Origin of the sequence: Salmonella sp. 741265055_HSA, from assembly GCF_046569525.1 — a bacterium.
Taxonomy (GTDB): Bacteria; Pseudomonadota; Gammaproteobacteria; order Enterobacterales; family Enterobacteriaceae; genus Salmonella; species Salmonella enterica.
The window spans coordinates 15,682-29,868 of record NZ_JBKFSQ010000032.1; the positions used below are offsets into that span (position 1 = coordinate 15,682).

Sequence of the window (14,187 nt, forward strand, 5' to 3'; positions counted from 1 at the left end):
AACTTTGCCTCCAGATTGCCGATAACGCGCTTAACTACTGTTTGCAATCAAAAAGGAAGAAGGCATGGCTTCAATTTCATCATTAGGTGTGGGATCAAACTTACCGTTAGACCAGTTGTTGACAGACCTGACAAAGAACGAAAAAGGACGCTTAACGCCAATTACCAAACAGCAGAGCGCGAATTCGGCAAAGCTAACCGCCTATGGCACATTGAAAAGCGCATTAGAAAAATTCCAGACGGCAAATACCGCGTTAAATAAAGCGGATTTATTTAAGTCTACCGTGGCGTCCAGCACCACTGAAGATCTCAAAGTCAGTACTACCGCTGGCGCTGCCGCAGGGACTTATAAGATTAGCGTAACCCAGCTTGCCGCCGCACAGTCGCTGGCGACAAAAACCACCTTCGCGACCACCAAAGAGCAGTTGGGCGATACGTCGGTCACGTCCCGAACGATTAAAATTGAACAGCCGGGACGTAAAGAGCCGCTGGAAATTAAGCTGGATAAAGGCGACACCTCCATGGAGGCGATCCGTGACGCCATCAATGACGCCGACAGCGGTATCGCCGCCAGTATCGTTAAGGTCAAAGAGAACGAATTCCAGTTGGTGCTTACCGCCAATAGCGGTACCGACAATACGATGAAGATCACGGTGGAAGGCGATACAAAACTTAACGATCTACTCGCTTATGACAGCACCACCAATACCGGCAATATGCAAGAGCTGGTGAAAGCAGAAAACGCGAAGCTGAACGTAAACGGCATCGACATTGAGCGTCAGAGCAATACCGTAACCGACGCCCCTCAGGGAATTACGCTCACCCTGACCAAGAAAGTGACCGATGCGACCGTGACGGTAACGAAAGATGATACCAAGGCGAAAGAGGCGATTAAATCCTGGGTGGATGCCTATAACTCGCTGGTGGATACCTTTAGCTCATTAACTAAATATACCGCCGTTGAGCCGGGCGAAGAAGCCAGCGATAAAAACGGCGCGCTGTTAGGCGATAGTGTGGTTCGTACTATCCAGACCGGGATTCGGGCACAATTTGCCAATAGCGGTAGTAATTCTGCGTTCAAAACAATGGCGGAAATTGGCATCACCCAGGATGGGACCTCCGGCAAACTGAAGATTGATGATGATAAGCTGACCAAAGTACTGAAAGATAACACAGCCGCAGCGCGTGAACTGCTGGTAGGCGATGGTAAAGAAACGGGTATCACCACCAAAATTGCCACCGAAGTGAAAAGTTATCTGGCAGATGACGGTATTATTGATAATGCGCAGGACAACGTTAACGCCACGCTGAAAAGCCTGACGAAACAGTACCTGTCCGTTAGCAACAGCATCGATGAAACCGTTGCCCGTTACAAGGCCCAGTTTACCCAACTGGATACCATGATGAGTAAACTGAATAACACCAGTAGTTATTTGACCCAGCAATTTACAGCTATGAACAACTCCTGATAACAGAGGTCACCATGTACACCGCGAGCGGTATCAAAGCTTATGCGCAAGTCAGCGTGGAAAGCGCCGTGATGAGCGCCAGCCCGCACCAGTTGATTGAAATGTTATTTGATGGCGCGAATAGCGCTCTGGTGCGCGCTCGCCTGTTTTTAGAACAGGGCGATGTTGTCGCGAAAGGTGAAGCGTTAAGCAAAGCCATCAATATTATCGATAACGGTCTGAAAGCCGGCCTCGATCAGGAAAAAGGCGGTGAGATTGCGACGAATCTTTCCGAACTATACGACTATATGATTCGCCGTTTACTGCAGGCTAATTTGCGTAACGACGCTCAGGCCATCGAAGAAGTGGAAGGGTTACTCAGCAATATTGCAGAAGCCTGGAAGCAGATTTCACCGAAAGCATCTTTCCAGGAGTCTCGTTAATGACCTCAACCGTGGAGTTTATCAACCGTTGGCAGCGTATTGCGCTGCTCAGTCAGTCGCTACTTGAACTTGCGCAGCGAGGTGAATGGGATCTCTTACTGCAACAAGAGGTCTCCTATCTGCAAAGTATTGAAACGGTGATGGAAAAGCAAACTCCACCGGGTATTACGCGTAGTATTCAGGATATGGTCGCCGGGTACATCAAACAAACGCTGGATAATGAGCAGCTCCTGAAAGGGCTGCTGCAACAGCGACTGGATGAACTCAGCAGTTTGATCGGACAATCCACCCGCCAAAAATCACTCAACAACGCTTATGGCCGTCTTTCCGGTATGTTACTCGTGCCAGACGCGCCTGGCGCCTCATAATATTTTCCCGTCTCGTATGAAAATTCTTCCATACTCCAGAGGTCGGCTAAACGACTTCTGGAGCACGGAAGATGAAAAACCCCACGTTATTGCAGTACTTCCACTGGTATTATCCCGACGGCGGTAAACTCTGGTCTGAGCTGGCGGAACGTGCTGATGGGCTGAATGATATCGGTATCAATATGGTCTGGCTACCGCCCGCCTGTAAAGGCGCCTCCGGCGGCTATTCCGTAGGCTATGATACCTACGACCTGTTTGACTTCGGCGAATTTGACCAAAAAGGAACTATCGCGACAAAGTACGGCGATAAACGCCAGTTACTGACGGCGATAGACGCGCTCAAAAAAAATAATATTGCGGTGCTGCTCGACGTCGTCGTGAACCACAAAATGGGCGCAGACGAAAAAGAACGTATTCGCGTTCAGCGCGTGAATCAGGATGACCGCACGCAAATCGATGACAACATCATTGAATGCGAAGGCTGGACGCGCTACACCTTCCCTGCCCGCGCGGGCCAGTATTCCAACTTTATTTGGGACTATCACTGTTTCAGCGGCATTGATCACATCGAGAATCCCGACGAAGACGGCATTTTTAAGATCGTCAATGACTATACCGGCGATGGCTGGAACGATCAGGTTGATGATGAGCTGGGTAATTTCGACTATCTGATGGGTGAAAATATCGATTTTCGCAATCACGCGGTTACGGAAGAGATTAAATATTGGGCTCGTTGGGTCATGGAACAAACCCATTGTGACGGCTTTCGCCTGGACGCGGTAAAACATATACCCGCCTGGTTTTATAAAGAATGGATTGAGCATGTACAGGCGGTTGCGCCAAAACCGCTGTTTATTGTCGCAGAATACTGGTCGCATGAAGTGGATAAACTGCAAACGTACATCGATCAGGTCGACGGGAAAACCATGCTGTTCGACGCGCCGTTGCAAATGAAATTTCACGAGGCCTCGCGCCAGGGCGCGGAGTATGACATGCGCCACATATTCACCGGCACGCTGGTAGAAGCCGACCCTTTTCATGCGGTGACGCTGGTCGCTAACCACGATACACAACCGTTACAGGCGCTGGAAGCACCGGTAGAACCCTGGTTCAAACCATTGGCCTATGCGCTGATCCTGCTTCGTGAAAACGGCGTACCGTCGGTGTTTTATCCCGATTTATACGGTGCCAGCTATGAGGATAGTGGCGAAAATGGCGAGACCTGTCGGGTCGATATGCCGGTGATTAACCAACTGGATCGGCTGATCCTCGCTCGTCAGCGTTTTGCGCACGGTATACAAACACTCTTTTTCGATCATCCTAACTGTATCGCCTTTAGTCGCAGCGGCACTGAAGAGAATCCGGGCTGTGTGGTTGTACTTTCCAATGGCGACGACGGTGAAAAAACCCTCCTGCTCGGCGACAATTACGCTAACAAGACCTGGCGTGATTTTCTGGGAAACCGCAGTGAGCATGTTGTAACTAATGATCAAGGCGAAGCGACGTTCTTCTGCAACGCAGGCAGCGTCAGCGTGTGGATCATTGAGGACATGTGATGAGCGTTCCCGGCGGCAGAACGCGGCCGGGAAGCGAAATTACGGCAGCGGCGTCGGCAGCGGCGTTTTTTCTAACGCGGCGGCGCACTCCGGCGTCGGACGAGCGACCCGTTGCAGCGTCATGCCATCATATTCCAGAGTATTCCCGTCGCGCTCAATTTCATAGAGCTCACGCTTAACCGTAACATTGGTTAAGTCATCGGAGAGCATGGTCAGCTTGCCCGGCAGAGCAATAACGCGCTGCCACTGGCGGCAGTCCAGCGTATCGCCTTCTTTAGTCACCACCAGGCTGGCGATAGCTTCAGGGCTCACCAGCTTACGTTGCGGGCCTTTTGACTGCCAGTACCCTTCCAGACCGGCCGGCGCGGGCGTTTTCACCACATCATTATAGTTTTCCACCTCGGCGCATCCGGCCAGAACCAGCAATGCGCCAACGATCGCTACTTTTTTCATCATTCATCCTGCATCAGAAGAAAGAGGAATTGTGGCATTAAAGCCCTGACGCCGCCAGCCTTTCCAGGCGCTTGCCGCAATTTGATCCAGTCGGTATTACCGCTTATTAGGTGTAGGCAAATTCTGTGATCGGTGTAGTATGCGCACTTCTTGTTTCACACCTTCTGAGTTCAGAGGCTAAACACATGTCATGGCAACACTTCAAGCAAACCTGGTTAATTAAATTCTGGGCGCCGGCCCCTGCGGTGATCGCAGCCGGTATTCTCTCTACCTACTATTTTGGCATCACCGGCACGTTCTGGGCCGTGACGGGCGAATTTACCCGCTGGGGCGGGCAAATTTTGCAGCTTTTTGGCGTTCATGCCGAACAGTGGGGCTACTACAAGCTGATTCATCTGGAAGGTACGCCGCTGACGCGTATCGACGGCATGATGATCCTCGGCATGTTCGGCGGCTGTTTCGCCGCGGCGCTGTGGGCCAACAACGTAAAACTGCGTATGCCGCGCAGCCGAATCCGTATCGTACAGGCGGTGGTCGGAGGCATTATCGCTGGCTTCGGCGCGCGCCTGGCGATGGGGTGTAACCTGGCCGCCTTTTTTACCGGAATCCCGCAGTTCTCCCTACACGCGTGGTTCTTTGCGCTGGCGACCGCTATCGGTTCCTGGTTCGGCGCCCGCTTTACGCTACTGCCGATATTTCGCATACCGGTGAAAATGCAAAAGGTCTCCTCGGCTTCGCCACTGACGCAGAAACCGGATCAGGCAAGACGGCGTTTCAGGCTCGGTATGCTGGTCTTTATCGGCATGATTGGCTGGGCGTTATTAACAGCAATGCATCAGCCGAAACTGGGGCTGGCGATGCTGTTCGGCGTCGGGTTTGGGCTGCTGATCGAGCGCGCGCAAATCTGCTTTACTTCGGCCTTTCGCGATCTGTGGATCTCCGGACGCGCCCATATGGCAAAAGCGATTATTTTCGGCATGGCGGTCAGCGCCATTGGTATTTTCAGCTACGTGCAGTTGGGCGTTGCACCTAAAATTATGTGGGCTGGGCCGAATGCGGTCATTGGCGGACTGCTGTTCGGTTTTGGCATCGTGCTGGCGGGCGGCTGCGAAACCGGCTGGATGTACCGCGCCGTAGAAGGCCAGGTGCATTACTGGTGGGTGGGCCTCGGCAATGTCATCGGTTCGACCATCCTGGCTTACTACTGGGATGATTTCGCGCCCGCGCTGGCGACCAGTTGGGATAAAGTTAACCTGCTGAATACCTTTGGTCCGCTGGGCGGTCTGCTGGTCACCTACCTGTTATTATTTGCCGCGCTGATGTTAATTATCGGCTGGGAAAAACGTTTTTTCCGCCGTGCGGGGCTGACGCCTGCTAAGGAATCTGTATGAAAAATATCGTCCCTGATTACCGTCTGGATATGGTTGGCGAACCTTGCCCGTACCCGGCGGTCGCCACTCTGGAAGCGATGCCACAGCTAAAAAAAGGGGAGATCCTGGAAGTGGTGAGCGACTGTCCGCAGTCCATTAATAATATTCCACTGGATGCGCGCAATCACGGCTATACGGTGCTGGATATCCAGCAGGATGGTCCGACAATTCGTTATCTGATTCAAAAATAAGCACATACTCCCGCTGTACGTTACGGCGGGAGACCTTTTTACGGCATAACCGGCAAAAATCTAAAACGCATAAAAGAAATCAGACAAGGTCGTCTTGTGCGCCGTGGCATAAATCTATTATATAACGTATACCGTTTTAATTTTGTCTGAGCCGATGAAAAATCCAGGGTTATTTTAATCAAAATATAAAATAATTATTATTTTCCGTCTACGTCATAAAAGACTATCAGATATTAATACTTTTACTCACTGACGTCATCAGGTGATGATTTATTTATGCACAGCAGAAGCCAAAAAAATGATAAAAATTATTTTCATCTCCATTATTGGAGTCGTCTGTCTTGCCGCTGCCCGTTACTCACCCGTCACAGTGGTCAATGCACATCCGAGCGTCATTGCCCGCTGTCTCGCTGATAATCTGTCCCCGTATGGGTATATACTGGATCTCCATGAAACAGATATTCCAGGCATTAGTAAAGAATTTACCGTGTATTATCGCAACGGTGCATATATTGCAGGAACATTCTGGATTGCAAACTCAATGACAACAGCGCCAGAACGAATAGTAGGAATGAATGGCGTCAGTAAACAGGCGTACCCTATTTTTAATAAGTCTCTGCAACAATGTGCAACCCGCTTATCAATAAAATGAGCGCGCCTCGCAAAAAACAAGCCCACATAATCACGCACTGGTTGCATGGGCGTCGCGTCCCCCGCCGCTGACTGAGGTAAGCGCCCGGGAGTTCGCTGCGGATGTGTTGTCAGCTCTGGCTTAAACCTGCATGGACATGACTTCCTGATACGCGGCGACCAGCTTGTTGCGCACCTGAATCCCCATTTGCATGGAGACGGACGCTTTTTGCATATCGGCCATCACGTCATTAAGCGCAATGCCCGGCTCACCCAGAGTGAATTTTTCCGCCTGAACGCGCGCCGCCGTCTGTCTGTCGCTAATACGATCCAGCGCAGCATGTAGCTGGCCGGCAAAACTCACCGTCGACTGCGAGTGCGTGTCTTGCCCGCGCGCGGCCATCGCCGTCGCCTGTAACTGGCTAATAACCCCTTCAATCCCCTGTATTGCTGCCATGCTATTCCCCTGGATGATTTTTTACACAGCAGAGATTACCAGTTTGTCAATAAGATAAAGGCGTTAAATAACGATAAAAAACCTCGGTTTTTAGCGCATAGAAAAATTCGAAACCACAAATAATGAGACCGTCAATTTTTCGAGTTTGCTGACCCGGGAGTGAGTCTTGTTCCACTTTGCAAAAAACGCCGTCCACGATCAGTCACGAGGTGCGAGATGAGTGCGACTGCATCGGCTGCAACCCAACCTAAACCTCTCGAGTGGCTTAATCGCCTACGCGCGAATCCCCGAATTCCGTTAATTGTGGCGGGTTCCGCTGCCGTGGCGATCGTCGTTGCGATGGTGCTGTGGGCTAAAACGCCCGATTACCGCACGCTATTTAGCAACCTTTCCGATCAGGACGGCGGCGCGATCGTCGCGCAGTTGACCCAGATGAATATCCCCTATCGCTTTGCCAATGGTAGCGGCGCGATTGAAGTGCCCGCCGGCAAAGTGCATGAACTGCGTCTGCGTCTGGCGCAGCAGGGACTGCCTAAAGGCGGCGCGGTAGGCTTTGAACTGCTTGATCAGGAAAAATTCGGAATCAGTCAGTTCAGCGAGCAGGTGAATTATCAGCGCGCGCTGGAAGGTGAACTGGCCCGGACGATCGAGACTCTGGGTCCGGTAAAAAGCGCCCGCGTTCACCTGGCGATGCCAAAGCCGTCGCTATTTGTGCGGGAACAAAAATCCCCTTCCGCCTCCGTCACCGTCACACTGGAACCGGGCCGGGCGCTGGATGAAGGACAAATTAGCGCTGTGGTACATCTGGTTTCCAGCGCTGTCGCCGGTTTGCCGCCAGGAAACGTCACTCTGGTCGATCAATCCGGTCATCTGCTCACGCAATCCAATACCAGCGGTCGCGACCTTAATGACGCGCAATTAAAATTTGCTAATGATGTGGAAAGCCGCATCCAACGCCGTATCGAAGCCATTCTGTCGCCTATCGTCGGGAACGGTAATGTTCACGCTCAGGTAACCGCCCAGTTGGATTTTGCCAATAAAGAACAGACGGAAGAGCACTACAGCCCGAACGGCGATGCGTCGAAGGCCACCCTGCGTTCACGTCAGTTGAATATTAGCGAACAGGTAGGCGCGGGCTATCCCGGCGGCGTGCCTGGCGCGCTGTCGAACCAACCAGCGCCGCCTAACGAGGCGCCGATCGCCACGCCGCCGACCAATCAACAAAACGCGCAGAATACGCTACAAACCAGCACCAGTACCAACAGTAACAGCGCTGGCCCGCGCAATACACAGCGTAATGAAACCAGTAATTACGAAGTGGACCGCACCATTCGTCACACCAAAATGAATGTGGGCGATATTGAGCGTCTCTCCGTGGCCGTCGTGGTGAATTACAAAACGCTGGCGGATGGCAAACCGCTGCCATTGACCGCCGATCAGATGAAACAGATCGAGAATTTAACCCGTGAGGCGATGGGTTTTTCTGATAAACGCGGCGATACGCTAAACGTGGTGAATTCACCGTTTAGCGCAGTGGATGAAACCGGCGGCGAACTGCCCTTCTGGCAACAGCAGTCCTTTATTGATCAGTTGCTCGCGGCAGGTCGCTGGTTACTGGTGCTGGTGGTGGCCTGGATTCTGTGGCGCAAAGCGGTACGTCCGCAGTTGACGCGCCGCGTTGAAGAAGCGAAAGCGGCGCAGGAACAGGCACAGGTTCGCCAGGAAACCGAAGAAGCCGTGGAAGTACGCCTTAGCAAAGACGAGCAGCTCCAGCAACGCCGGGCTAACCAGCGTCTGGGCGCTGAGGTGATGAGCCAGCGTATTCGCGAAATGTCAGACAACGATCCGCGCGTAGTGGCGCTGGTCATTCGCCAGTGGATGAGTAACGATCATGAGTAATCTTAGCGGTATCGATAAAAGCGTCATTTTGTTGATGACCATTGGCGAAGACCGGGCGGCAGAGGTGTTTAAACACCTCTCCACCCGCGAAGTGCAGGCGCTAAGTACGGCGATGGCTAACGTGCGTCAGATCTCCAACAAACAACTGACGGACGTACTATCAGAGTTTGAGCAAGAAGCGGAGCAGTTCGCCGCGCTGAATATCAACGCCAACGAATACCTGCGCTCCGTACTGATTAAAGCGCTGGGCGAAGAACGCGCCTCCAGCCTGCTGGAAGATATTCTGGAAACGCGCGATACCACCAGCGGTATCGAAACGCTCAACTTTATGGAACCGCAGAGTGCCGCCGACCTGATTCGCGACGAACACCCGCAGATTATCGCCACCATTCTGGTCCACCTCAAACGCAGTCAGGCCGCCGATATTCTGGCGCTGTTTGACGAGCGTCTGCGTCATGATGTGATGCTGCGTATCGCGACATTTGGCGGCGTACAGCCGGCGGCGCTGGCGGAGTTGACCGAAGTGCTGAATGGCCTGCTCGACGGTCAGAACCTGAAACGCAGCAAAATGGGCGGCGTAAGAACCGCGGCAGAAATTATCAACCTGATGAAAACGCAGCAGGAAGAAGCGGTTATTACCGCAGTGCGCGAATTCGACGGCGAACTGGCGCAGAAAATCATCGACGAGATGTTCCTGTTCGAAAATCTGGTGGATGTGGACGATCGCAGTATCCAGCGTCTGCTGCAGGAAGTGGATTCCGAATCGCTGCTGATCGCTCTGAAAGGCGCCGAACCGCCATTACGCGAGAAGTTCCTGCGCAATATGTCCCAGCGCGCCGCCGATATCCTGCGCGACGACCTTGCCAACCGTGGCCCGGTTCGTCTGTCTCAGGTGGAAAACGAGCAGAAAGCGATTCTGCTTATTGTGCGTCGTCTGGCGGAAACCGGCGAAATGGTGATTGGCAGCGGCGAGGATACCTATGTCTAATGAATTGCCGTGGCAAGTCTGGACCCCCGACGATCTCGCCCCGCCGCCAGAAACGTTTGTGCCGGTTGAGGCTGATAACGTGACCTTGACAGACGATACGCCGGAGCCCGAACTCACTGCCGAACAGCAGTTGGAGCAGGAGCTGGCGCAGCTAAAAATACAGGCCCATGAACAAGGTTATAACGCCGGGCTGGCGGAGGGACGGCAAAAAGGACACGCACAAGGATATCAGGAAGGGTTAGCGCAGGGGCTGGAGCAAGGACAAGCCCAGGCGCAGACGCAGCAGGCGCCGATTCATGCCCGTATGCAGCAGTTAGTGAGTGAGTTTCAGAACACGCTTGACGCGCTCGATAGCGTTATCGCCTCACGGCTGATGCAAATGGCCCTGGAGGCCGCACGTCAGGTCATCGGCCAAACGCCGGCGGTGGACAACTCAGCGCTGATTAAACAGATCCAACAACTGTTGCAGCAAGAGCCGCTCTTTAGCGGCAAGCCGCAGTTGCGCGTGCATCCGGACGACTTACAGCGGGTGGAAGAGATGCTGGGCGCCACGCTCAGCCTTCACGGATGGCGGTTACGCGGCGATCCAACGTTGCATCACGGCGGATGTAAAGTCTCTGCCGATGAGGGCGATCTGGACGCCAGCGTCGCTACTCGCTGGCAAGAGTTGTGTCGCCTGGCGGCACCGGGAGTGCTCTGATGACCACGCGCCTGACCCGCTGGCTTACCGCGCTCGACAACTTTGAAGCAAAAATGGCGTTATTGCCGGCGGTGCGTCGTTATGGACGTTTAACCCGCGCCACGGGCCTGGTACTGGAGGCTACCGGTCTCCAGCTTCCGCTGGGCGCCACCTGCATTATTGAGCGCCAGGACGGCCCTGAAACCAAAGAGGTGGAATCGGAAGTCGTCGGTTTTAATGGCCAGCGTCTGTTTTTAATGCCGCTGGAAGAGGTCGAAGGCATTCTGCCCGGAGCCCGCGTTTACGCCCGTAACGGGCATGGCGACGGTCTGCAAAGCGGCAAACAGCTACCGCTCGGCCCGGCCCTGCTTGGTCGGGTGCTGGATGGCGGCGGTAAACCGCTCGACGGACTGCCTGCGCCGGATACGCTGGAAACCGGCGCGTTAATCACGCCGCCGTTTAACCCGCTACAGCGAACGCCAATCGAACATGTGTTGGATACCGGCGTACGCGCTATCAACGCGTTGTTAACCGTAGGGCGCGGTCAGCGTATGGGACTCTTTGCCGGTTCCGGCGTCGGTAAATCGGTTCTGCTTGGCATGATGGCGCGCTACACGCGGGCGGACGTGATTGTCGTGGGACTTATCGGCGAACGTGGCCGCGAAGTTAAAGATTTTATCGAAAATATTCTCGGCCCCGACGGTCGCGCGCGTTCGGTGGTGATTGCCGCCCCGGCGGATGTTTCGCCGCTGCTGCGAATGCAGGGCGCCGCCTATGCCACCCGCATCGCCGAAGACTTTCGCGATCGCGGACAGCATGTGTTGCTGATTATGGATTCGCTGACGCGCTATGCGATGGCGCAGCGTGAAATTGCGCTGGCAATCGGCGAACCGCCAGCCACCAAAGGTTATCCGCCCTCGGTGTTCGCAAAGCTGCCGGCGCTGGTCGAACGTGCCGGTAATGGCATCCACGGCGGCGGCTCTATCACCGCGTTTTATACCGTGTTGACCGAGGGGGACGACCAACAAGATCCCATTGCCGACTCGGCACGCGCAATCCTCGACGGGCACATTGTCTTGTCCCGCCGTCTGGCGGAGGCCGGGCACTATCCGGCCATTGATATCGAGGCGTCAATCAGCCGGGCGATGACCGCGCTCATTACCGAGCAGCACTATGCGCGGGTACGGCTATTTAAACAGTTGCTTTCCAGTTTCCAGCGTAACCGCGATCTGGTCAGCGTCGGCGCCTATGCCAAAGGCAGCGATCCGATGCTTGATAAAGCCATTACCTTATGGCCGCAACTGGAAGCGTTTTTACAGCAAGGCATTTTTGAACGGGCCGACTGGGAAGACTCTCTGCAGGCGCTCGATTTAATTTTCCCGACGGTGTGATAAAGCAGGAAGGCGACGATCATGGCACAACATGGCGCTCTGGAAACACTCAAAGATCTGGCCGAAAAAGAGGTAGATGACGCGGCGCGTTTACTGGGCGAAATGCGTCGCGGCTGCCAACAGGCGGAAGAACAGCTCAAAATGCTGATCGATTATCAGAATGAGTATCGCAGTAATTTGAACACCGATATGGGCAACGGCATCGCCAGTAATCGCTGGATCAACTATCAGCAGTTTATTCAGACACTGGAAAAGGCGATAGAGCAGCATCGCCTCCAGCTTACGCAGTGGACGCAAAAAGTCGACCTGGCGCTGAAGAGCTGGCGTGAGAAAAAGCAGCGACTTCAGGCCTGGCAAACCTTACAGGACCGACAAACCGCGGCAGCGCTGTTAGCTGAAAACCGCATGGATCAGAAAAAGATGGATGAATTTGCTCAGCGTGCAGCAATGAGGAAACCCGAATGATCACCCTGCCCCAACTGATCACCACCGATACCGACATGACCGCGGGTCTGACGTCAGGAAAAACCACCGGTTCAGCCGAGGACTTTCTGGCGCTCCTGGCGGGTGCGTTAGGCGCAGACGGCGCACAGGGCAAAGACGCCCGCATCACGCTGGCCGATTTACAGGCGGCAGGCGGCAAATTATCGAAAGGGTTACTGACCCAACATGGCGAGCCAGTTCAGGCGGCGAAGCTTGCCGACCTGCTGGCGCAAAAAGCGAATGCAACGGATGAAACGCTTACCGATCTGACACAAGCGCAGCATCTACTGTCTACGCTAACCCCATCGTTGAAAACCAGCGCCCTGGCCGCATTGAGTAAAACGGCGCAGCATGATGAGAAAACGCCCGCGCTGAGCGATGAGGATCTTGCCAGTCTGAGCGCCTTATTCGCCATGCTGCCCGGACAACCTGTCGCGACGCCTGTCGCCGGAGAGACGCCGGCTGAAAATCACATCGCCTTGCCGTCACTGTTGCGCGGCGACATGCCATCGGCGCCGCAGGAAGAGACACATACGCTCTCTTTTAGCGAGCATGAAAAAGGGAAAACCGAGGCGTCGCTTGCGCGCGCCAGCGACGATCGCGCCACGGGGCCATCACTGACGCCGCTGGTGGTTGCTGCCGCCGCGACCAGCGCGAAAGTGGAGGTGGATAGCCCGTCCGCGCCAGTAACGCATGGCGCGGCAATGCCGACGCTCAGCAGCGCCACGGCGCAACCGCTACCTGTCGCCTCAGCCCCGGTACTCAGCGCGCCGTTAGGCAGCCATGAATGGCAGCAAATGTTCAGTCAGCAGGTCATGTTATTTACGCGTCAGGGACAGCAAAGCGCGCAGCTTCGATTGCATCCGGAAGAGTTAGGTCAGGTGCATATTTCGCTCAAGCTGGATGACAATCAGGCGCAGCTCCAGATGGTATCGCCGCACAGCCATGTCCGCGCCGCGCTGGAAGCCGCTCTACCCATGTTGCGCACTCAGTTGGCGGAAAGCGGCATTCAGTTGGGACAAAGCAGTATCAGTAGCGAAAGCTTTGCCGGACAGCAGCAGTCTTCGTCGCAACAACAGTCTTCCCGCGCCCAACACCCGGACGCGTTTGGCGCTGAAGATGACATAGCGTTAGCGGCGCCGGCCTCGCTTCAGGCCGCCGCGCGCGGCAATGGCGCAGTGGATATCTTCGCCTAACGCCAGAGGTAGCATGATTATCCGCGTCTTTTCCACGCTTTGTCGTGGACAGGACACGGGATAATCAGCCAATAAGCAGTACCGAAACAGGAAGCCCGTATCAGATGACTGACTCCGCGATTAACAAAAAGAGCAAACGCTCGATTTGGATACCTTTGCTGGTGTTGATTACCCTCGCCGCCTGCGCGACCGCTGGTTATAGCTACTGGCGTATGCAGCAGCAACCGACCACGAACGCTACAGCGGAACCGGCTCCGCCGCCCGCGCCGGTATTTTTTGCGCTGGATACGTTTACCGTCAATCTGGGCGATGCGGATCGCGTGTTGTATATCGGCGTGACCCTGCGTCTGAAAGACGAAGCGACGCGCGCGCGATTAAATGAATATCTGCCGGAAGTGCGCAGCCGTCTGCTGCTGTTGTTTTCCCGTCAGAATGCCGCCGAGCTCTCAACACAAGCTGGCAAACAAAAACTGATTGCCGCCATTAAAGAGACACTGGCCGCGCCGCTCGTTGCCGGACAACCAAAACAGGTCGTCACTGACGTGCTTTATACAGCTTTTATTCTGCGGTAACGAT

At 54.3% G+C, this 14,187-nt stretch carries 16 protein-coding genes; 14 read left to right on the forward strand and 2 right to left on the reverse strand.

Annotated features, from left to right (window positions below; all coding sequences use genetic code 11):
• The first annotated feature begins 64 nt into the window (after positions 1-64).
• The 4 genes from fliD to amyA all read left to right on the forward strand — a co-directional run bounded on the left by fliD (position 65) and on the right by amyA (position 3,814).
• A complete protein-coding gene (fliD, locus tag ACLD4K_RS16755; RefSeq protein ID WP_079981550.1) occupies positions 65-1,468 on the forward strand; it encodes a flagellar filament capping protein FliD in 1,404 nt (467 codons plus the stop codon).
• Positions 1,469-1,482: 14 nt separating this feature from the next.
• Positions 1,483-1,890, forward strand: coding sequence for a flagellar export chaperone FliS (gene fliS, locus ACLD4K_RS16760; RefSeq protein ID WP_000287764.1), 408 nt, complete (start codon positions 1,483-1,485; stop codon positions 1,888-1,890).
• A complete protein-coding gene (fliT, locus tag ACLD4K_RS16765) occupies positions 1,890-2,258 on the forward strand; it encodes a flagella biosynthesis regulatory protein FliT (protein WP_000204899.1) in 369 nt (122 codons plus the stop codon). Before fliS ends, fliT begins: the two co-directional genes overlap by 1 nt.
• Positions 2,259-2,329: 71 nt before the next feature.
• Positions 2,330-3,814 (forward strand): alpha-amylase, encoded by a 1,485-nt coding sequence (gene amyA / locus ACLD4K_RS16770; RefSeq protein WP_411012185.1) that lies wholly within the window; start codon positions 2,330-2,332, stop codon positions 3,812-3,814.
• A 39-nt stretch (positions 3,815-3,853) separates the two neighbouring features.
• On the opposite strand, the gene yedD is transcribed toward amyA, so the two are convergent.
• Entirely contained in the window at positions 3,854-4,267 is a 414-nt protein-coding gene (gene yedD, locus ACLD4K_RS16775) for a lipoprotein YedD (RefSeq protein ID WP_000754694.1), read from the reverse strand.
• A 185-nt stretch (positions 4,268-4,452) separates the two neighbouring features.
• On the opposite strand from yedD, the gene yedE reads away from it, so the two are divergent.
• From yedE to ACLD4K_RS16790, 3 genes are all read left to right on the forward strand, one after another.
• Entirely contained in the window at positions 4,453-5,658 is a 1,206-nt protein-coding gene (gene yedE / locus ACLD4K_RS16780) for a selenium metabolism membrane protein YedE/FdhT (protein ID WP_411012186.1), read from the forward strand.
• A complete protein-coding gene (gene yedF, locus ACLD4K_RS16785; RefSeq protein ID WP_000790504.1) occupies positions 5,655-5,888 on the forward strand; it encodes a sulfurtransferase-like selenium metabolism protein YedF in 234 nt (77 codons plus the stop codon). Before yedE ends, yedF begins: the two co-directional genes overlap by 4 nt.
• Positions 5,889-6,153: 265 nt before the next feature.
• Positions 6,154-6,540, forward strand: a complete 387-nt coding sequence (locus ACLD4K_RS16790; protein WP_411012199.1) for a hypothetical protein — start codon at positions 6,154-6,156, stop codon at positions 6,538-6,540.
• A 120-nt stretch (positions 6,541-6,660) separates the two neighbouring features.
• On the opposite strand, the gene fliE is transcribed toward ACLD4K_RS16790, so the two are convergent.
• Entirely contained in the window at positions 6,661-6,975 is a 315-nt protein-coding gene (fliE, locus tag ACLD4K_RS16795; protein WP_000719037.1) for a flagellar hook-basal body complex protein FliE, read from the reverse strand.
• A 216-nt stretch (positions 6,976-7,191) separates the two neighbouring features.
• Here fliE and fliF point away from each other — a divergent pair, with 216 nt between their 5' ends.
• From fliF to fliL, 7 genes are all read left to right on the forward strand, one after another.
• A complete protein-coding gene (gene fliF / locus ACLD4K_RS16800) occupies positions 7,192-8,874 on the forward strand; it encodes a flagellar basal-body MS-ring/collar protein FliF (protein WP_411012187.1) in 1,683 nt (560 codons plus the stop codon).
• Complete coding sequence (gene fliG / locus ACLD4K_RS16805; protein ID WP_023202361.1) at positions 8,867-9,862, forward strand: flagellar motor switch protein FliG; 996 nt, start codon at positions 8,867-8,869, stop codon at positions 9,860-9,862. The genes fliF and fliG overlap by 8 nt, the downstream gene beginning before the upstream one ends.
• Positions 9,855-10,562: a flagellar assembly protein FliH gene (gene fliH / locus ACLD4K_RS16810; protein ID WP_000064158.1), complete on the forward strand. Its 708-nt coding sequence runs from the start codon at positions 9,855-9,857 to the stop codon at positions 10,560-10,562. The genes fliG and fliH overlap by 8 nt, the downstream gene beginning before the upstream one ends.
• Positions 10,562-11,932 carry a flagellar protein export ATPase FliI gene (gene fliI / locus ACLD4K_RS16815; RefSeq protein WP_000213257.1) on the forward strand — a complete coding sequence of 457 codons (1,371 nt, stop codon included), beginning with the start codon at positions 10,562-10,564 and terminating at the stop codon, positions 11,930-11,932. The genes fliH and fliI overlap by 1 nt, the downstream gene beginning before the upstream one ends.
• Before the next feature lie 21 nt (positions 11,933-11,953).
• Positions 11,954-12,397, forward strand: coding sequence for a flagellar export protein FliJ (gene fliJ, locus ACLD4K_RS16820; protein ID WP_000046981.1), 444 nt, complete (start codon positions 11,954-11,956; stop codon positions 12,395-12,397).
• Complete coding sequence (gene fliK, locus ACLD4K_RS16825; protein ID WP_411012188.1) at positions 12,394-13,611, forward strand: flagellar hook length control protein FliK; 1,218 nt, start codon at positions 12,394-12,396, stop codon at positions 13,609-13,611. The genes fliJ and fliK overlap by 4 nt, the downstream gene beginning before the upstream one ends.
• 104 nt (positions 13,612-13,715) lie before the next feature.
• On the forward strand, positions 13,716-14,183 hold the full coding sequence (gene fliL, locus ACLD4K_RS16830; protein ID WP_411012189.1) for a flagellar basal body-associated protein FliL: 468 nt from the start codon (positions 13,716-13,718) through the stop codon (positions 14,181-14,183).
• Positions 14,184-14,187: the final 4 nt, after the last annotated feature.

What these genes read in the sequence shown, in the direction of transcription:
- fliD (WP_079981550.1), top strand. Translation starts at nt 65, where the DNA reads ATGGCTTCAATTTCATCATTAGGTGTGGGATCAAACTTACCGTTAGAC.
- fliS (WP_000287764.1), top strand. Translation starts at nt 1,483, where the DNA reads ATGTACACCGCGAGCGGTATCAAAGCTTATGCGCAAGTCAGCGTGGAA.
- fliT (WP_000204899.1), top strand. Translation starts at nt 1,890, where the DNA reads ATGACCTCAACCGTGGAGTTTATCAACCGTTGGCAGCGTATTGCGCTG.
- amyA (WP_411012185.1), top strand. Translation starts at nt 2,330, where the DNA reads ATGAAAAACCCCACGTTATTGCAGTACTTCCACTGGTATTATCCCGAC.
- yedD (WP_000754694.1), bottom strand. Translation starts at nt 4,267, where the DNA reads ATGAAAAAAGTAGCGATCGTTGGCGCATTGCTGGTTCTGGCCGGATGC.
- yedE (WP_411012186.1), top strand. Translation starts at nt 4,453, where the DNA reads ATGTCATGGCAACACTTCAAGCAAACCTGGTTAATTAAATTCTGGGCG.
- yedF (WP_000790504.1), top strand. Translation starts at nt 5,655, where the DNA reads ATGAAAAATATCGTCCCTGATTACCGTCTGGATATGGTTGGCGAACCT.
- ACLD4K_RS16790 (WP_411012199.1), top strand. Translation starts at nt 6,154, where the DNA reads ATGATTTATTTATGCACAGCAGAAGCCAAAAAAATGATAAAAATTATT.
- fliE (WP_000719037.1), bottom strand. Translation starts at nt 6,975, where the DNA reads ATGGCAGCAATACAGGGGATTGAAGGGGTTATTAGCCAGTTACAGGCG.
- fliF (WP_411012187.1), top strand. Translation starts at nt 7,192, where the DNA reads ATGAGTGCGACTGCATCGGCTGCAACCCAACCTAAACCTCTCGAGTGG.
- fliG (WP_023202361.1), top strand. Translation starts at nt 8,867, where the DNA reads ATGAGTAATCTTAGCGGTATCGATAAAAGCGTCATTTTGTTGATGACC.
- fliH (WP_000064158.1), top strand. Translation starts at nt 9,855, where the DNA reads ATGTCTAATGAATTGCCGTGGCAAGTCTGGACCCCCGACGATCTCGCC.
- fliI (WP_000213257.1), top strand. Translation starts at nt 10,562, where the DNA reads ATGACCACGCGCCTGACCCGCTGGCTTACCGCGCTCGACAACTTTGAA.
- fliJ (WP_000046981.1), top strand. Translation starts at nt 11,954, where the DNA reads ATGGCACAACATGGCGCTCTGGAAACACTCAAAGATCTGGCCGAAAAA.
- fliK (WP_411012188.1), top strand. Translation starts at nt 12,394, where the DNA reads ATGATCACCCTGCCCCAACTGATCACCACCGATACCGACATGACCGCG.
- fliL (WP_411012189.1), top strand. Translation starts at nt 13,716, where the DNA reads ATGACTGACTCCGCGATTAACAAAAAGAGCAAACGCTCGATTTGGATA.